Below are 16,257 nucleotides of genomic sequence, written 5' to 3'. Positions count from 1 at the left end.
CTAGCCGTGTAAAAAGAGGCCTTCGGGTCTCTTTTTTTTTCTTTGCAAACCCGATCAATGTGGGAGGGGGCTTGCTCCCTCCCACATTTGATCGAGTTGACCTCAGGATGTGTGACAATGCCCACCACTTTGAGCCAACACCAGAATCATCATGACCGCCCCCAGCACACCGAAACCTCCGCGCAAGAAGCCCAAGACCGCCACCACGGCCAAACCCGTCGTGCCGCGCAAAGAGGCCAGCCTGCACCCGCGCAACCGCCACCAGGGCCGTTACGACTTCCCGGCGCTGATCAAGACCACGCCGGAACTGGCGCAATTCGTGATCATCAACCCCTACGGCAAGGAAAGCATCGACTTCGCCAGCCCGGACGCCGTGCGCGTATTCAACCGGGCGCTGTTGAAGTCCTTCTATGGCGTGCAGCATTGGGACATCCCGGCGGATTACCTGTGCCCGCCGGTGCCAGGGCGTGCCGACTACGTCCACTTCCTCGCCGACCTGCTGGCCAGCGTCAATGACGGCGAAATTCCCCGCGGCGCGCCGGTCAAGGTGCTGGACATCGGCATGGGCGCCAACTGCGTCTACCCGCTGATCGGCTACAGCGAATACCGCTGGCACTTCCTCGGCTCAGAAGTCGACCCTACTGCCGTCGCCGCCGCCAAGGCCATCGTGCAGTCCAACGGCCTGAACAAGGCGATCCAGCTACGCCAGCAAAGCAACCCCAAACAGATCCTGCTGGGCCTGCTGGAACCGGGCGAGCGCTTTGACCTGACCATGTGCAACCCGCCGTTCCACGCGTCCATGGACGAGGCCACCAAAGGCAGCGAACGCAAATGGCGCGCCCTGGGCAAGGCTGACCCAAAACGCAAGTTGCCGGTGCTGAACTTCGGCGGCCAATCGGCCGAACTGTGGTGTGAAGGCGGTGAAGCGCGCTTCGTGACGCAATTGATCGCCGAGAGCGCGCACTTTGCCCACAAGGTGTTGTGGTTCAGCACCCTGGTGTCGAAAGCCTCGAACCTGCCCGCGATCGAGACCGCGCTGAGAAAAGCCGGCGTGCTGCAAAGCCAGGTGGTGGAAATGTCCCAGGGCCAGAAACAGAGCCGCTTTGTCGCCTGGACCTTCCAGACCCCGTCCGAGCAGCAGGTATGGCGCCAGCGCTGGGCGCGCAAAGACTGAGCCTAAATCCCAGGCAACAAAAAACCGTGCCCGGATCGCTCCGGCGCACGGTTTTTTTTTGCTGCGTCTTACTTGTTAACAGCGTCGGTCAGGCCTTTGGCCACAACCAGCTTGATAACTTTCTTGGCAGCGATTTCGATGGCAGCGCCAGTCGAAGGGTTACGGCCAGTACGGGCAGGACGCTCGGTCACTTTCAGTTTGCCAACGCCTGGCAGAGTGATTTCGCCGCCGTTTTCCAGCTGATCAGCAACAACTTGGCTCAGTTGGTCCAGCAGAGCGCGCACGGTGGTTTTCGGTGCGTCTACTGCTTCAGCCAGGTCAGCGATCAGTTGGTCTTTAGTAATAGCCATTGTGGTGTTCCTTCCCTATCAAATTCATATGGATTGCAGAGTGCAGTGTCAGCCGTCGAGCCCGACCGTCAAGGCCTGGCATCCCCGGCTATAACCTCGGAGATCGGGGTTATAGATGCTTGAAACGAGGATTGGTTCGACCTGACAAATACTGAATGCACGCTTAACGCCGAGTCTTGGGCGTAAGACCGGGCAAAACTAGCACAGAGACGGGGAAATATCCGCTTCTACCTACCCATTTGGTCAGCTTTATCGCTCTAAACCGTGAAAAAAAGGCATATGGCCCGTCGGAGGCCTTCCAAAACACCTTCAAAGCACGTCTTGGCCAATGGGTGCGGTACACTGGGCGACTTTTCGGGGAGGCCAACCGCTCCCCTATCAACCAGCCGAGAAGCCTATGCCGATCCGTCATTGCATCGTCCACCTGATCGACAAAAAACCCGACGGCACACCCGCAGTTCTCCACGCCCGCGACTCCGAACTTGCCGAGTCGGCCGCGATCGAGAACATGCTTGCCGACCTCAACGAGAGCTACAACGCCAAACAAGGCAAGGCCTGGGGTTTCTTCCATGCCGAGTCGGGCGCGCACCCGTTCAGCGGCTGGTTGAAGGAGTATTTCGACGGGGGCCAGGATTTCACCACGTTCAGCCGCACCGCCGTCGAACACCTGCAGAAGCTGATGGAAGAGTCCAACCTGTCCACCGGCGGCCACGTGCTGTTTGCCCACTACCAGCAAGGCATGACCGACTACCTGGCCATCGCCCTGCTGCACCACAGCGAAGGCGTGGCGGTCACCGACGAACTGGACGTGACGCCATCGCGCCACCTGGACCTGGGCCAGTTGCACCTGGCGGCGCGGATCAACGTGTCCGAGTGGCAGAACAACAAGCAGTCCAAGCAGTACATCTCGTTCATCAAGGGCAAGAACGGCAAGAAAGTCTCGGAGTACTTCCGCGACTTCATCGGCTGCCAGGAAGGCGTCGACGGCCCGGGCGAAACGCGCACCCTGCTCAAGGCGTTCAGCGACTTCGTTGAAAGCGAGGACCTGCCGGACGAAACCGCCCGCGAAAAGACCAAGACCCTGGTGGACTACGCCAGCAGCCAGGCCAAGCTCGGCGAGCCGATGGGCCTGGAAGAACTGTCGGGTCTGATCGATGAAGATCGGCCTAAGGCGTTTTATGACCACATCCGCAACAAGGACTATGGGCTGTCGCCGGAGATCCCGGCCGACAAACGCACCCTCAACCAGTTCCGCCGCTTCACCGGGCGCGCCGAAGGGCTGTCGATCAGCTTTGAAGCGCACCTGCTGGGCGACAAGATCGAGTACGACGAAGCCGCCGGCACCTTGATCATCAAGGGCCTGCCGACCCAACTGACCGACCAGCTCAAGCGCCGCAACTGATGCTCGGCGGGGTCCTTAAAAAAGTCCTGCTGGTGTTGCTGGTGGTGGTGGCGATCCAGAACTGGGGCAAGGTCGAACGGCTGTTCAACCCGTCCCAGGTGGTCCCGGAGCAAACGCGGGCCTCGGCGCGCGTGGTGCTCTACTCCACCGAGTGGTGTGGCTACTGCAAACAGATCCGCCGCTTCCTCGACCAGAAAGGCATTCCGTACCAGGCGCTCGATATCGAAAAAGACGCCCAGGCGCGCAAGGCCTATGAAGCGTTGGGCGGCGGCGGGATTCCGTTCGTGGACGTGAACGGCACGTTGATTCGCGATTACAGCCCCGAGAAGATCATGGCGGCGCTGAAATAATCAGCGCACCACGATCAGCCGCCCCAGCAGCGTGTGCTGCTCGAACCCCAGCACCGCTTGCAAGCCATTCAGCACGGCTTGCGGATCGTTGCTCGGGAAACTGCCGCTGACACGCCGGGAGCCCACTTCGTCGTTGAGCAGCAGGATGCGCCCAGGGTAGTAACGCTGCAGATCCTCGATCACCTCGGCCAGCGGTGCCTTGTAGTAGTTGAGCCAGCCGTCGCGCCAGGCCAGGCGTGATTCGCTGTCGACCGCGTGCAGGGGCTCGGCCACGCCCTCGGCGTAGCTCATTTGCTGGCCCGCCGTAAGAATTTGCTGCGCACCCTGCTTGGCCGGCGTGACGCCGACCCGCCCCGACAACACCGTCACCTGCGCGCCCGCCGGTTGCAGGCGCACTTCGAACTGCGTGCCCAGCACCCGTGTTTCACCACTGCCCGCGCCCACCACAAATGCCGCGCCGGTGTGAGTCACGCTGAAAAGGCCCGCGCCGCGCCGCAGTTGGACATGCCGCTCACCTTGGCTGAAATCCACGGCGATGGCGCTGTCGGCATCCAGGGTGACGCGGGATTGATCGGCCAGGGTCACGGTTTTCACCTCGCCCGGCGCCGTCACGTAGTCCGCCCCCAGGTCATCGACCCAGCGCGACGGTTGCCAGCCGCCGCCCATGCACACCATCAACACCAGGCACGCGGCCATGGCCAGGGCGCCCACCCCGCGCATGGCCCGTGAGCGCTGCGAGGTGTGCATCGCATTCAGGTAGCCCTGTAAGGCCAACGCGTCTTCGTCCGCCAGTTTACGCGCCGGCACTTCGCTCAACTCCCATAGCACCTGGGCCTGGGAATAGGCCTCGACGTGTGCCGGATCAGCCCGCAGCCAAAGGCTGAAGGTGGCCTGGTCGCCGCTGCTGGGCTGGTCGTGCAACAGGCTCAGCCAGGCCAGTGCGGCCTGTTGCTGGTCGGGCGTCGGGGTGACGTTCACGGTGCTTTCCCTGGCGTGCGTGGAGGCAATGGCTCGCGAAGGCTGGCTTTGCAGGCTTCGAGGGCACGCATCATATGTTTTTCCACGGCACTTTGGGACAGCCCCATGGCCTTGGCGATTTGCGCGTATTTGCGGCCATGGATGCGGTTGAGCAGGAAGATCTGGCGGGTGCGCTCGGGCAAGCTGCGCAAGGCCGCCTCGACGTGGCGCAAGTCGTTGCCGGCCTCCAGTGCAGCCTGGGGTTCGGAGCCCTGATTGTCCTGCTGCTCGGGCAACCAGCCTTCGTTGCTGCGCACCCGCGCGCCTTCGCTGCGCAGGTGGTCGATGGCGATATTGCCGGCGCAGCGCAGCAGGTACGTGCTGAGTTCTTCGACCTGCACCAGCGGCCGGCGCCAGAAGCGCAGGAACAAGTCCTGCACCAGGTCGGCTGCAGTGGCACGACAGCCCACGCGCCGGCTGACCAGCGCTTCCATCTGCGAACGCTGGGACAAAAACACCTGCAGGAAATGCGCGCGCCCACCCGCCGCGTCCGCGTGCGGGCTGTCCTGGGGTTCCGGTGGCGTACTGATCATCATGCGCGGCTCACAGGGTGGCAAAGGCTGCGACGGGACCGGCCAGCAGGCCGACGCCCGCCAGGCTCAAGGCCAACCTCGGCCAATACGGCAACAGCAGCACCAGCAGCAGCGCGCTGAGCATCAACACCGCGCACCACTCCACCAGGCCTTGGGCCCACCCCGAGGCAGCCACCGCTGGCCAGATCGATAGCGTCAAGCACCCCCCGCCGGCCGCGCGCAACCCCAGGCGGCGGCGCGGCGACGGCTTGCTGCGCAGCAGCTCGCCATGGTGACGGTCGGTGGACAGGCACAGTGCGGTAAACCCGACGTAGCACATCAGCCATGCAAGCAGCATTCAATGCGCCTCCGGTTTGAGAGTGAGCGCCCGCGCCCGTTCGGCCTTGGGCTGGGGCGCCGTGCGGTGGTGCATCTTCCAGGCGGCCCAGGCGAGGAATACACCGCTGCCCAGGCACGTCAGGTCGAAGCCGGCCATGGCCCAGTCGCCCGTCGCCAGTGACGCGCCCAAGTGGTGCGAGGTGGTCAGCGCGTTGAGCGCAGGGATCGCGCCAAACAACAGCGCGCCAACGCTCAGTTGCTCGACCCAGGCCTGGCGCCCTCGGCGCAGCATGGCGTGCAACAGGCTCAGGCCCCACGCGATAAAGAACATTTGCACTTCCCAGTCGGCGCGCTGGGCGAAGCTCACTGGCAACAAACGGTTGGCCCAGAAGAACGCCGCGATGGCGATCAACAACCCGGACATGCTGGCAATATTGAGCACTTCGACCAGGCGCAGCTCAAACGGCATGCCACCGGTTTTGGCGTGCTTGAGCTGGCGCTTGCCGAGCCAGATCACCAGGCCGGTGCCGATCATCGCGGTGCCCGCCAGCCCACAGATAAAGTACAGCCAGCGCAACACCGGGCCGGCGAAACGGCCCATGTGCAGGCCATAGAAACTGCCACCGATCGCCGCCGGCAGCGATTGCTCGGCGCTGACCCGCAGCCGCTCGCCGGTACTGCCGTTGAACGACACGGTGCTGCCGAAATCATGCACCACGCGGTCGGCGCCGGCGCGGACCACATTGACCGAGGCATTCGCATCACTCGGGTTATTCACCACCAAGCGCCCGACATGCCCGCCCGCCCACTGCGCCCGCGCCTGTTCGTACATCGGCAGCAACGGCAACAATGTGCCGGGCTGGCCCAGCGCCGGGGCGTTGTCGGTGGCGGGGAACACCTCGTTGAAGAAGGCCCGGCTGTCGTTGCCGTAAGAGGCCACGATCGGGGCCGGCATGACCATGCTCATGAAGATCACCAGGCTGCTGTAGGTGATCATCAAATGAAACGGCAGCACCAGCACGCCCACGGCGTTATGCCCGTCGAGCCAGGAGCGCTGGCCCTTGCGGGGGCGGAAGGTGAAGAAGTCCTTGAAGATTTTTTTGTGGGTGATGATGCCGGTGATCAACGCGACCAACATCACCATCGCGGCGAAGGTGGATAACCAGCGGCCCCAGGGGTACGGCATTTGCAGCTGGAAGTGGAAGCGATAGAAGAACTCGCCGCCCATGCTTTCGCGGGCTTGCACGGCTTGGCCGCTGACCGGGTCGAGGACTTTCTGGATGAAGTTGCCGCGTTTGCCCGGGTCGACCTTGTCTTGCCACATCACCGACAGGCCAGGGTCGCGGCTGTTCGGCAAGGTGATAATCCAGCGCGCGGCGGTGGGCGCCTGCCGCTGCAGGTAGGCTTGGGCCACCGCGAGGCTGCGCCCATCGTCCAACGGCCTGGCCTGCACTTCGGGCTGGGTCCAATGGCTGATTTCATCCTTGAAATACGACAAGGTGCCCGTCAGGAAAATCGCAAACAGCAGCCAGCCAAAGATCAGTCCGGCCCAAGTGTGCAACCAGGCCATGGCCTGGCGGAATCCTTCTTTCATGTGCGTGCCATCCATACACCCACACCTGCCAGGGTCGCGAACAACGCGCTCGGCAGCATCACGCCACACCAGGCACGCCATGCCGTGCGGCAGGCAAAGCACCACAGCACCGCCAACAGGTAGAACACAAACGAACTCATCATCCCGGTGATCACTGCGTCGGCGCGGGACGTGGGCAGCCACAGCGCCAGACAGACGGCGGCCAGAGACGCCATCAGATAGCCGCCGACCACAGCGGCCAATGCGCGTGACGTGACAGCGAGGCGGTAAGCGGCGGGAAGCGAGGTTTTGCTTTTCATGCGGGGAGCGCCAGGTTCATCAGAGCGCAATATTAATGATAAATATTCTCATAAGCAAAAGAGAACGGATGAATCACCTGCTCGAAGGCGTGAGATCTAGCTGCCCGCCAGGCAACTCGGGGTGCCCGCGACCAGGGCGTCGATGGCGCAGCGCGTCTTGGCCGGCATGTGCGCCGCGGTGGGCCAGATCACATGGATCGGCGCGGGTTGCTCGCGGTAGCTCGGCAGTACCGCTTCCAACTGCCCGCGCAGCACATAGTGCGCGATCAGCCAGCTCGGCAACCAGGCCAGGCCCACGCCAGCGATGGCGGCATCGGCCACGGCCTGGAGGTCGTCCATCATCAGCGGCGAGGCGACCCGCGCGCGGTGCGGGCGGCCTTGGGCATCATTGAGTTCCCACTCCAGGCGTGGCGCATTGCAGCGGTAGGCAATGCCGCGGTGCCCGGCCAAATCCTCGAGACACTCGATTCGACCGACGCGGCGCAAATACGCCGGCGCCGCCGCCAGGCCGATGGCCTGTTCGCCCAGGCGCCGCGCGCTCAAGCGGTCGGTGTCGGGTAACGCGCCGATTCGCACCGCCAGGTCGAAGCCTTCCTGGGCCACGTCGATCAGCCGGTCAGAAAACGAAATATCAATCTCCAACTGCGCAAAACGATCCAGCAAGCCCCACAACGCCGGCGCCGCGTAGTGATGCCCGAAAGCCAGCGGCAAGCTCGCCCTCAAGCGCCCGCGAGGCTGCTGCCGACCGCTTTCGAGCACGGATTCGGCCGCTTCCAGCTCGGCCAGCGCGCGCAGGCAATGCTCGTAATAAGCCTGCCCGTCCTCAGTCAACCGCTGACGGCGGGTGGAGCGCTGCAACAGGCACGTGCCCAGGCGCGCCTCGAGGCGCGCCAAGCCTTTGCCCACGGCCGAACGGGTGAGGTTCAGCCGTTCGGCGGCTTCGGTCAGGTTGCCGCTCTCGACGATCTGCAGAAAGAGTTCAACACCATCAAAACGTGGGGTGGCCATGCTGTAATTGTCGCCTTTGATTCCCTGATTGAAGGAAAACTTGTCACGAATAAAGAATCCACTTCCCGCGAGAATGACACGCTCCACCTCTCGAAAGGAAGACCCCATGCCTCCCGCCGTCGCTGTATCGGCTGTCAGCCCATCAAGCTCCGCCAGAAACGCGCTCGCCCTCACCGCCGTGTGCCTGGTGGCGCTGATGTTCGGCCTGGAAATCTCCAGCGTGCCGGTGATCCTGCCCACGCTGGAACAACAATTGGGCACGGGTTTCCAGGATGCCCAATGGATCATGAACGCCTACACCCTGGCCTGCACCAGCGTACTGATGGCTGCCGGCACGCTGGCCGACCGCTTTGGCCGGCGACGCATGCTGGTGCTGTGCCTGTGGCTGTTTGGCTTGGCCTCACTGGCCTGCGGGCTGGCTGAAGACGCGTCCCTGCTGATCACCGCGCGTTTCGTCCAGGGCGTGGGCGCCGGGGCGATGATGATCTGCCAGTTCGCAATTTTGTCGCACCAGTTCCGTGAACCGGCGGCGCGGGCGCGGGCTTTTGCGGTGTGGGGCGTGATCGCGGGCCTGGGCCTGGGCTTCGGGCCGATGGTCGGGGCGTTGATCCTGGCGGTGGCGGACTGGCGCTGGGTGTTTCTCGTACATGTGCCGCTGACCTTGCTGACTCTGGTGCTGCTGCATGTCAGCGTGCAGGAGTCGCGCGACCCGGCTAGCCATCGCCTCGATATCGCCGGCATGCTCACCTTGACGCTGTCGGTGTTTGCGTTGGTTTATTTCATCACCCAAGGCACCGAGAATGGCTTTGGCGCACCGGCCATGCTGGGCTGGGCCGGTCTGTCGCTGGCCGCGCTGCTGCTGTTCAGCTTGATTGAGCGGCGCAGCGCCCATCCGATGTTCGATTTTTCGGTGTTTCGCATCCAACGCTTCAACGGCGCGTTGATGGGGTCGATCGGCATGAACTTCAGCTTCTGGCCGTTCATGATCTACCTGCCGTTGTACTTCCAGGCGGGCCTGGGCTACGACACCCTGACCACCGGCAGCGCCCTGCTCGCCTATACCCTGCCCACCTTGCTGGTACCGCCGCTGGCCGAACGCCTGGCCCTGCGCTACGGCGCCGCACGCATCATCCCGCTGGGCCTGGGGGTGATGGGCACCGGCTTTCTGGCCATGGCCGCCGCCAATGGCGCCGCGCATCCAAACATCGTGCTGGTGCTGTTCAGTTGCGCGATGGCCGGCGTGGGCTTGGCGCTGACCAACTCACCGACCACCAACACCACCACCGGCTCGGTCTCGGCGGATCGCGCCGGCATGGCCTCGGGTATCGACCTCAGTGCGCGGCTGATCACCCTGGCGCTGAATATTGCGCTGATGGGTTTGGTGCTCTTGCTGGGGATCAGCCATCAACTGGCCGAAGTGCTGCCCGAAACCAGCGCACTGGATTGGCCCGCGATCAGTCAGCACATTGCAGCGGGCAAGCTGGAAGTGCTGAGCTCGATGGGGCTGGCGCGCGCGGATGCCCAAGCGGCGCTGCGCCACGGCGCAGGTTGGGCGATGTTGTTTGCGGGCGTAGGGGCGTGTGGGTTGGCGTGGTTGAGCGGGTATTTTTTCCGACGCAGCAGGTAAACAAAAACGGGCCTGCATCTGCAGGCCCGTTCTCAGTGGGGAATGAAAAAACTGTCAGCTGTTAATTGCAGCGTTTTCGTTTTCCAGGAATTCCTCTTCAAGCGCGTCATCATTCACTTTGTTGGCCGGCACATTTTTCGCGGCAGCGCGTGGCTTGCCTTGCAGTTTGCCGAACAAGTGTTCCAACGCATGGTCCAGCTTGGTCGCGGCACCGTCGATCGCCAGTTCCAGCGTATCGGCTTTATGCAGCACCGAAAGCGGTTGATGGCCCTTTGGCCGTGCTTCCAGGCGGCAGCTTAAATCGTGGGGACCGGGCTTGTCGCCGTTCTCATCCCGCAGGTAGACCTCAACGCGGGTCAGGTCTTCTTCATAACGTTCGAGCGTGCTTTCAATGGTATTACGTACCCACTCCTCCAGTCGGATGCTGCTTTCAATATGGTTATCGCTATTGACTTGGATTTGCATAGTTCTTCCCTTATTTCAGCTAGCTCGCGAGAGGTCACAAACTGCAACACCGGGGTGGTGAAACCATGACCTCTTGATTACACAATTGAGCAGTCAGAGAAACAATTCAACCCCTTTGCAAAGATAAATCCCACATTACAAATTAACCCTGACTACAAGCAAAAACGCTGGTAGGGTGGGGAGTTAGTTACATCTTCCTACCCCCCGCAATCTTCATCGTTGCCCCGCGCGCGCCTGCTTGCGCCGCCGACCAATCATGCACCGCATTCTCGCTATTGCCCTGAAACAAAGCACGACGCCAACCCATGTGGGAACCGGCTCGCCCGCGATAGCCGTCTCTCAGCCGAGGATTCATGAGCTGATCCCCCGCAATCGCGGGCCAGCCCTCTCCCACAGGTGTGTTCCAGCGTCAGACAGGTCGCTGTACGGCACGGCCCTTGCTGTACAGCTGATGAGGCAAACGGATGTTGTGAACCCTCAGCGACGGAGTGGCCGGTGGTCAGGCAACGCGAACTAATCCAGACCTCGGTCGTCAATGACTGCATGTTCTTATCAGGCGGTAACGCACCATGGACAATCCTTTTCAGATCATCACCGACACCTTCACCCCACAATACCGGGTCAACCTGAGCATCCAGCGCCTGGATGGCAGCATCATGCTGACCCTCTCGAATGAGCAGGGCGTGGTGGTCAAGCGCATGATCAGCGCCGCACAACGCAACGACCCGCAACGGCTCAAGCGCCTGGTGCAAAGCATCCAGTTCGGCATTGCCATCGAGCAGGGCCACAGCGCCATGGAAATCCTGGCAGTGATGACGGACGGGGACAGTCACAAGCTGTTGCAGCGACCGCCCACCCGCGCCCTGCCCTTGAGCGTCAGGTTTTAAACGCTGTTTCAGGGCTCTCACCCATGCGGCGCGGGCCTTGCACCTTCACCGACGGAAACGCCGAAGAATAACCATGGGTACGTTTTTGATCACCACCGAGACTGACAGAACTGCGCGAGAGGGATGGACGATTCATTCTCGAGTGCATCAAGCCATCGACTAGCTGTGTCTTACTCGAAACGCGTCTTAAACTCGCACCGACTTCTCTATATTTCAATAATCGATAGCGTTCGGTAGAACAGCTATATTTAAGAAATAAACGCTGACCGTCCAGACGTATCCCGCGCAATTATCGGCCCTTGATGCAATGAGCTGTTCAGCCGCAGCCCCAGTAAAGCACCAATACGCGAACGGAATAACTTCCAATAATCCAGCGAACGAGAGAATGCAACAGGAAAGAAATTCGAGCTGGAAAACCAGCTCGGCATCTATGCACTAATTAGCACGAAGCTGATTAGCAAAGTGTAGATCGATCAAACTATTCGTATCATCCCACGACAAGGGAGAAGCGGAAAACGAAATCCTGTCAGCCTCCACTGGAATATCGTGATCTGTAAATATCTGGTTATGCTTATAATGCATTCGCAGCATCCTGACGGCCTCAGGATCTGATTCGCTCTTGCCGCGTTTCTGCGCGAGCCTCAACCGGTCCCTGGCATGGAGACCCGCACCTTGAATCACCCATTCAATTTCGCCTGCCTCGTCACGAACAAGCAGGTTTTCGACAAACCCTAAAAAATCCTCTTCCCAATAAACAAACTCAAACTCGGTACGACTGGCATTCCAGTGCTTCAAAAGAATTAAGGATTTAGCAGTTTTTATACCGCGCTCATCCATCTGCTCCTTGATTCGAGAGTACATATAGTTCAAAAGTATTTTCCCTTGAGCTGCGGCATTATCACCACCCGCCGCACGCAAAACCCGAACTTCATCCACATCACAAAATCGCTGCTCTTGAAGATCCACCCTGACCGCATTGGGACTTTTGAATAAAGTTTTAACAGAATACCCAACATCCCCATCGATAATATCGAAAAGCTCCTTGCGTTTCGACCTGGGACCAACTGCTTTCTTTACGATTCTGATTAACGTTTCTGCATCCTTGCCATCCAAATCGGTCGAGTACGGCAAACAGAAAAAAGTTCTAAGCAGACGTGACAGCTCCACCAGCTGATCTTTCGAGAGATAGCTCACCTTACACTCCAGAACTTGTATTCTTGGTTAAACCGTCTAATTCCACTAGTAGTTCACTGGGAGGAATGCCCAACCCCTCCGCAAGTCGATAAATATTCTCAAGACTAATATTTCGCTCCCCTCTCTCGACTTGACCGACATAGCTACGGTCAAGTCCACACCGGAGCGCCAAGCCTTCTTGGGTAATAGATAGCTGATGGCGTAGACCCCGGAGTCGATCACCAAAAGCCTGTTTTACCTTGGCCCCCCACATATCGTCAGCTGTCATTTGCACCCCTCTCATGAGATGCGTATAGTCCGGACATGAAGACCATGAATCCACGGACTATCAGTACCTTTTGAAATGAAAAAAAAATATCGCGTTATTGACCTTTTTTGTGGGTGCGGTGGAATCAGCAGGGGACTTGAGCGCACTGGGCGCTACTCAATTGAAGCTGGGGTCGAGATAGAAGCACATCCAATACGGACATTTGTGGCCAACCATCTCAATTCAGCAGGGTCTCCGCCACTTTCGTACCAAGGCGATATAAGAGAAATAGCGGGACCAGACGCAACAAAGAACATCAGTGATTGGCTACGCCCTACAGGCTTGGATACTCCCGGAGAACTGGACTTATTGGTGGGCGGCCCACCCTGCCAAGGTTTCAGTAGAAATGGCGTTCGGCAGTACGAGGAGTGCGGGGTAAAACGCTTCTATGACGACCCGAGAAACCATTTATACCGTGCATTTTTGAGCACCATTGAGACCTTGAGGCCTAAGGTTGTTCTTATTGAAAACGTTAGAGAGTTTCTGAGTTTCGGTGGAGGGCGATTTGCCGAAGACTTATTAAAGCGATTAGATGAGTTGGGTTACACCGCCGATTACAGAAAGGTTTGTGCGGCCGATTATGGAGTGCCTCAAATCCGCAACCGGGTAATATTTATTGGCATCCATCGCGGCTATATGGATATCCCAACATCGAAGCTACCTTTCCCTACCCCTACGCATGTCAAACCCAGCAGCAACCAACTGGACCTTATTGCCGACAAGCCTTACAACACTGTCAGCGATGCGATTGGTGACCTTCCTGAACCCTCTTATGTACAAGGGACGCGACTCCCCTACAACAGGAAAAGTCAGAATGCGTTTGCGACCTTGATGCGTTCAAAATCAGGTGAAGTTCGCAACCATATTGCGAGAATTCTCAGTGAAAAGAGCTTACAGCGTATCAACGCGGTAGGTACAGGCAGAATGAAACATGTCGATGAAAGCTTACAAACTCGAAGCTTCTATGGCAGTGCCTATAGAAGGCTCGACTGGAACGAGCCGGCATTGACAATCACCACATGGGTTTATCATGTCGGTTCGGGTAGATTCGCACATCCAGTCGAGGATAGAGCAATTACCATGCGTGAGGCCGCGCGGTTGCAAAGCTTCGATGACGATTTTGTATTTCCTGATTTGATAAACCCTGTGTCTCAGATGATAGGCAACGCTGTCCCCCCTCTTATGGCTCAGGCTTTTGGACAGGCGATAGCGGATCTATTAGATAAGGATAGCCTTAGCCACCTGACGCAATAATTCAACGTAACTATGAAGGAAAATCCTCCTTCATAGTCACCACCGTCATACAACAAACAGTCTCAGCACATTGAATTACCCCCAACAACAAAAACACTCAACCCCAAAACAACCTTGACACTCAATCACTCCTTTCTTTCACGGATGGATATTTTGACGAAGAATACCTTACAACCAGAATCGAAAAAGCGAGAAGCAGAACGCCGCCACTGATATACAGAATCCCTTCATCAGGAGCTTTGTGGTGCGACACATCGCTAATCAGTAGCCGAATCAATGCCGTCACTCCAATGTAAAGGAGGAACCTCAATGGCATATGATTCGTTTTAAAATAGATACCCGACATGGCGAGTAATTCGAGATAAATGAAAAGCAGCAAGATGTCATCGACACTGACTTTCTCTTGATGCAGCATATCAACAAACGCCGAAATACCCGCCCATACGGTGATTGCGCCAATTGCGAACAATGCTAGATAGTGAAAAAACTCTACACTCAGGTTCCCTAAGCTATTAGCCCCCGCATGAAGCCGCACCCGCATCCGATCTGCCCACTTCATAACTTTCCACTCCCCATCGCACGTCAAACCGAAAAAAAAGACCACGCATTGCCTCTACCGCACGGCTCATCCAGCCCCCGTATCCGAGGCTACACAGTAACAAATTGATCTTGCGGAGTTCTTCCTAAAAACAGGCCAACGTTAAGGATATAAGTAAACTTGACCTTGCTCTTGAAGTAAATCCAGAACATGGCGGCCAACGCCAGGTAGTCGAACGACTCGACAAACAGATTGCCCATCGACTCAGCCAGCCCGCGGACATTCTGACGCAGCTTTTCGACCCGGTTGATTTTCACGATGATGCTTCCTTAGGTCGGCTCGACCGGATAGTGCCGCTTGGACGTGACGGTTGTTCTGCATGCAGAAAAAAGGCCAGCGGCAGGGGTAAGATGATGGCGGGGTGACATGAGACACTCCAAACCTGTATTTCCGGGCTACATTAAAAAACTGCTACCCAAACCCCACGGTTTGGCTTACCCTTTTAGCTGTATATAAATACAGTAGTCGCAAAAGACAACTATCGTGAAGGCATGTGAGGTGGTGAATGGCCGTCGAAGTGGTATACCGCAGCAGCCGAGATCTGGAGCGTTTGTTCATGGATAAAGCCGAAGCTGACCGTCATGACAAGATGCTTGAACTCGCTGAGTTGCTCGCAGAAGTGTTGCAAAAAGCCGTGCCGTCGTTGAGCGAGCAGCAGGTTGAAGAGGCCGGGATCTACATGGCGAAAAACCGCGATGTCTTTGCCAAGGCGTTCAAGAGCCAACCGGACGCGCTGTCCGAGTTGCTGAACCCGCCGGCGGAATAAAGTCCGAATTGAACAGGCCCTGAATCGATGATTCAGGGCCTTTTTAATGCGTGGGCTAGCGGTAAAGCAGGCGCTCGGCCAGTTCATCGGCGACCCGTGCAGGGGAGCGTTTTTCGGCCTGGGCGTGGGCGAAGATTTCGGTCAGGCGCGTGCCGATGTTCGACAGGTGCGCGGTGATGGTCGGCAGTTCGGCGCCGCTGTGCTTGAGGGCGACGTAGATCAGGCCACCGGAGTTGATCACATAGTCCGGGGCGTAGAGGATGCCGCGCCCTTCCAACTGGTCGGCGACTTGCAGGTTGGTCAGTTGCGCACTGGCGGAACCGGCCACGGCGGCGCAACGCAGTTGGCCGACGCTGTTGCGATTGAACACGGCGCCGAGGCCGCAGGGCGCGAGGATGTCGCAGGGGGTGCTGAGCAAGGCGTCATTGGCGATCGGGTGTGCGCCGAGTTGCTCCATGGCCAGTTGCACTTTGCCTTGGTCGATGTCGCTGACCAGCAGTTCGGCGCCGGCGGCATGCAGTTGTTCGGCGAGGGCGTAACCGACGTTGCCCAGGCCCTGGATCGCCACGCGCAAGCCTTCGAGATTGTCGCTGCCCAGGCGCGCCATCGCGGTGGTGCGGATGCCGGCGAATACGCCCATGGCGGCATGGGGCGCAGGGTCGCCGGCGGCGGTGGTGCTGGTGACGAAGCGGGTTTGCTGGGCAATGCAATCCATGTCGGCCACCGAGGTGCCGCTGTCGATGGCGGTGATATAGCGGCCATCAAGTTGCTCGACACATCGCCCGAAGGCTTCAAACAGGGCTGCGCGGCTTTCCACATGGGCGGGGCGCAGGATCACGGCGCAACCACCGCCTACCGGCAAACCCGCCAGGGCGGCCTTGTAGCTCATGCCTTGGGCCAGGCGTGCGGCGTCGGCCACCGCGCTTTCGTCGTCGGGATATGCGAGGTAACGACAACCACCCAGGGCAGGCCCCAGGCGGCTGTTGTGGATGGCTATGATCGCCTTCAACCCGGTCGTCGGGTCGATGCTTAGGTGCAGCGATTCAAGGCGGGTGCTGTGCATGAGAGCAAACATCGTCAAGCTCCCGAATCACTTCTGGTGTCGCCAAGTATA

At 59.1% G+C, this 16,257-nt stretch carries 20 protein-coding genes; 7 read left to right on the top strand and 13 right to left on the bottom strand.

Annotated features, from left to right (window positions below; translation table 11 throughout):
* Positions 1-151: 151 nt before the first annotated feature.
* Positions 152-1,174: a 23S rRNA (adenine(1618)-N(6))-methyltransferase RlmF gene (gene rlmF, locus NR164_RS22070; protein WP_079442914.1), complete on the top strand. Its 1,023-nt coding sequence runs from the start codon at positions 152-154 to the stop codon at positions 1,172-1,174.
* A 68-nt stretch (positions 1,175-1,242) separates the two neighbouring features.
* On the opposite strand, the gene NR164_RS22065 is transcribed toward rlmF, so the two are convergent.
* Entirely contained in the window at positions 1,243-1,524 is a 282-nt protein-coding gene (locus NR164_RS22065; RefSeq protein WP_003188840.1) for an HU family DNA-binding protein, read from the bottom strand.
* Positions 1,525-1,921: 397 nt separating this feature from the next.
* On the opposite strand from NR164_RS22065, the gene yejK reads away from it, so the two are divergent.
* On the top strand, positions 1,922-2,926 hold the full coding sequence (gene yejK / locus NR164_RS22060; protein WP_017844533.1) for a nucleoid-associated protein YejK: 1,005 nt from the start codon (positions 1,922-1,924) through the stop codon (positions 2,924-2,926).
* Entirely contained in the window at positions 2,926-3,276 is a 351-nt protein-coding gene (locus NR164_RS22055) for a glutaredoxin family protein (RefSeq protein ID WP_017844532.1), read from the top strand. The genes yejK and NR164_RS22055 overlap by 1 nt, the downstream gene beginning before the upstream one ends.
* On the opposite strand, the gene NR164_RS22050 is transcribed toward NR164_RS22055, so the two are convergent.
* The 6 genes from NR164_RS22050 to NR164_RS22025 all read right to left on the bottom strand — a co-directional run bounded on the left by NR164_RS22050 (position 3,277) and on the right by NR164_RS22025 (position 8,045).
* Positions 3,277-4,254: a FecR family protein gene (locus NR164_RS22050; RefSeq protein ID WP_079442913.1), complete on the bottom strand. Its 978-nt coding sequence runs from the start codon at positions 4,252-4,254 to the stop codon at positions 3,277-3,279.
* Positions 4,251-4,829: an RNA polymerase sigma factor gene (locus NR164_RS22045; RefSeq protein WP_079442912.1), complete on the bottom strand. Its 579-nt coding sequence runs from the start codon at positions 4,827-4,829 to the stop codon at positions 4,251-4,253. The genes NR164_RS22050 and NR164_RS22045 overlap by 4 nt, the downstream gene beginning before the upstream one ends.
* Before the next feature lie 7 nt (positions 4,830-4,836).
* Positions 4,837-5,163, bottom strand: a complete 327-nt coding sequence (locus NR164_RS22040) for a DUF3325 domain-containing protein (RefSeq protein WP_017844529.1) — start codon at positions 5,161-5,163, stop codon at positions 4,837-4,839.
* Positions 5,164-6,738: a PepSY domain-containing protein gene (locus NR164_RS22035; protein ID WP_046384597.1), complete on the bottom strand. Its 1,575-nt coding sequence runs from the start codon at positions 6,736-6,738 to the stop codon at positions 5,164-5,166. It lies immediately after the preceding gene.
* Positions 6,735-7,037, bottom strand: a complete 303-nt coding sequence (locus tag NR164_RS22030; RefSeq protein ID WP_046384598.1) for a DUF3649 domain-containing protein — start codon at positions 7,035-7,037, stop codon at positions 6,735-6,737. Before NR164_RS22030 ends, NR164_RS22035 begins: the two co-directional genes overlap by 4 nt.
* Positions 7,038-7,133: 96 nt before the next feature.
* Complete coding sequence (locus tag NR164_RS22025) at positions 7,134-8,045, bottom strand: LysR family transcriptional regulator (RefSeq protein ID WP_026139741.1); 912 nt, start codon at positions 8,043-8,045, stop codon at positions 7,134-7,136.
* 106 nt (positions 8,046-8,151) lie between these two features.
* Between NR164_RS22025 and NR164_RS22020 the strand changes: the two genes are divergently transcribed.
* A complete protein-coding gene (locus tag NR164_RS22020; RefSeq protein WP_046384599.1) occupies positions 8,152-9,672 on the top strand; it encodes an MFS transporter in 1,521 nt (506 codons plus the stop codon).
* Positions 9,673-9,726: 54 nt separating this feature from the next.
* On the opposite strand, the gene NR164_RS22015 is transcribed toward NR164_RS22020, so the two are convergent.
* Positions 9,727-10,137, bottom strand: coding sequence for an HPF/RaiA family ribosome-associated protein (locus NR164_RS22015; RefSeq protein ID WP_046384600.1), 411 nt, complete (start codon positions 10,135-10,137; stop codon positions 9,727-9,729).
* A 569-nt stretch (positions 10,138-10,706) separates the two neighbouring features.
* Here NR164_RS22015 and NR164_RS22010 point away from each other — a divergent pair.
* Positions 10,707-11,024, top strand: coding sequence for a DUF3509 domain-containing protein (locus NR164_RS22010; protein ID WP_256823259.1), 318 nt, complete (start codon positions 10,707-10,709; stop codon positions 11,022-11,024).
* A gap of 435 nt (positions 11,025-11,459) precedes the next feature.
* Here the strand turns inward: NR164_RS22010 and NR164_RS22005 are convergent, their stop codons facing one another.
* Together NR164_RS22005 and NR164_RS22000 are read right to left on the bottom strand one after the other, a co-directional pair.
* The gene (locus NR164_RS22005; protein ID WP_256823258.1) at positions 11,460-12,218 is read right to left on the bottom strand and encodes a hypothetical protein; all 759 of its coding nucleotides are present in this window, start codon (positions 12,216-12,218) and stop codon (positions 11,460-11,462) included.
* 1 nt (position 12,219) lies between these two features.
* Entirely contained in the window at positions 12,220-12,471 is a 252-nt protein-coding gene (locus NR164_RS22000) for a helix-turn-helix domain-containing protein (protein WP_222941879.1), read from the bottom strand.
* Positions 12,472-12,561: 90 nt separating this feature from the next.
* Here NR164_RS22000 and NR164_RS21995 point away from each other — a divergent pair, with 90 nt between their 5' ends.
* Complete coding sequence (locus tag NR164_RS21995) at positions 12,562-13,779, top strand: DNA cytosine methyltransferase (protein ID WP_079442907.1); 1,218 nt, start codon at positions 12,562-12,564, stop codon at positions 13,777-13,779.
* A 121-nt stretch (positions 13,780-13,900) separates the two neighbouring features.
* On the opposite strand, the gene NR164_RS21990 is transcribed toward NR164_RS21995, so the two are convergent.
* The gene (locus NR164_RS21990; RefSeq protein WP_057004297.1) at positions 13,901-14,338 is read right to left on the bottom strand and encodes a phosphate-starvation-inducible protein PsiE; all 438 of its coding nucleotides are present in this window, start codon (positions 14,336-14,338) and stop codon (positions 13,901-13,903) included.
* A gap of 89 nt (positions 14,339-14,427) precedes the next feature.
* A complete protein-coding gene (locus NR164_RS30630) occupies positions 14,428-14,634 on the bottom strand; it encodes a hypothetical protein (protein WP_372813100.1) in 207 nt (68 codons plus the stop codon).
* Positions 14,635-14,882: 248 nt separating this feature from the next.
* Here NR164_RS30630 and NR164_RS21980 point away from each other — a divergent pair, with 248 nt between their 5' ends.
* The gene (locus NR164_RS21980) at positions 14,883-15,143 is read left to right on the top strand and encodes a YebG family protein (protein WP_010564043.1); all 261 of its coding nucleotides are present in this window, start codon (positions 14,883-14,885) and stop codon (positions 15,141-15,143) included.
* Between the two features lie 55 nt (positions 15,144-15,198).
* Here the strand turns inward: NR164_RS21980 and NR164_RS21975 are convergent, their stop codons facing one another.
* Positions 15,199-16,218, bottom strand: a complete 1,020-nt coding sequence (locus NR164_RS21975) for a Glu/Leu/Phe/Val dehydrogenase dimerization domain-containing protein (protein ID WP_017848678.1) — start codon at positions 16,216-16,218, stop codon at positions 15,199-15,201.
* Positions 16,219-16,257: the final 39 nt, after the last annotated feature.

It is taken from the genome of Pseudomonas sp. Pse79, assembly GCF_024519615.1.
Taxonomy (GTDB): Bacteria; Pseudomonadota; Gammaproteobacteria; order Pseudomonadales; family Pseudomonadaceae; genus Aquipseudomonas; species Aquipseudomonas veronii.
This window is presented reverse-complemented; position numbering and strand designations above follow the sequence as displayed.

Coding starts and splice junctions, on each gene's coding strand:
- NR164_RS22065 (WP_003188840.1), bottom strand. CDS start 1,524: ATGGCTATTACTAAAGACCAACTGATCGCTGACCTGGCTGAAGCAGTA.
- NR164_RS22000 (WP_222941879.1), bottom strand. CDS start 12,471: ATGTGGGGGGCCAAGGTAAAACAGGCTTTTGGTGATCGACTCCGGGGT.
- NR164_RS21975 (WP_017848678.1), bottom strand. CDS start 16,218: ATGTTTGCTCTCATGCACAGCACCCGCCTTGAATCGCTGCACCTAAGC.
- NR164_RS21980 (WP_010564043.1), top strand. CDS start 14,883: ATGGCCGTCGAAGTGGTATACCGCAGCAGCCGAGATCTGGAGCGTTTG.
- NR164_RS22025 (WP_026139741.1), bottom strand. CDS start 8,045: ATGGCCACCCCACGTTTTGATGGTGTTGAACTCTTTCTGCAGATCGTC.
- rlmF (WP_079442914.1), top strand. CDS start 152: ATGACCGCCCCCAGCACACCGAAACCTCCGCGCAAGAAGCCCAAGACC.
- NR164_RS22010 (WP_256823259.1), top strand. CDS start 10,707: ATGGACAATCCTTTTCAGATCATCACCGACACCTTCACCCCACAATAC.
- NR164_RS21990 (WP_057004297.1), bottom strand. CDS start 14,338: ATGAAGTGGGCAGATCGGATGCGGGTGCGGCTTCATGCGGGGGCTAAT.
- NR164_RS22015 (WP_046384600.1), bottom strand. CDS start 10,137: ATGCAAATCCAAGTCAATAGCGATAACCATATTGAAAGCAGCATCCGA.
- NR164_RS22035 (WP_046384597.1), bottom strand. CDS start 6,738: ATGAAAGAAGGATTCCGCCAGGCCATGGCCTGGTTGCACACTTGGGCC.
- NR164_RS21995 (WP_079442907.1), top strand. CDS start 12,562: ATGAAAAAAAAATATCGCGTTATTGACCTTTTTTGTGGGTGCGGTGGA.
- yejK (WP_017844533.1), top strand. CDS start 1,922: ATGCCGATCCGTCATTGCATCGTCCACCTGATCGACAAAAAACCCGAC.
- NR164_RS22020 (WP_046384599.1), top strand. CDS start 8,152: ATGCCTCCCGCCGTCGCTGTATCGGCTGTCAGCCCATCAAGCTCCGCC.
- NR164_RS22055 (WP_017844532.1), top strand. CDS start 2,926: ATGCTCGGCGGGGTCCTTAAAAAAGTCCTGCTGGTGTTGCTGGTGGTG.
- NR164_RS22040 (WP_017844529.1), bottom strand. CDS start 5,163: ATGCTGCTTGCATGGCTGATGTGCTACGTCGGGTTTACCGCACTGTGC.
- NR164_RS22045 (WP_079442912.1), bottom strand. CDS start 4,829: ATGATGATCAGTACGCCACCGGAACCCCAGGACAGCCCGCACGCGGAC.
- NR164_RS22030 (WP_046384598.1), bottom strand. CDS start 7,037: ATGAAAAGCAAAACCTCGCTTCCCGCCGCTTACCGCCTCGCTGTCACG.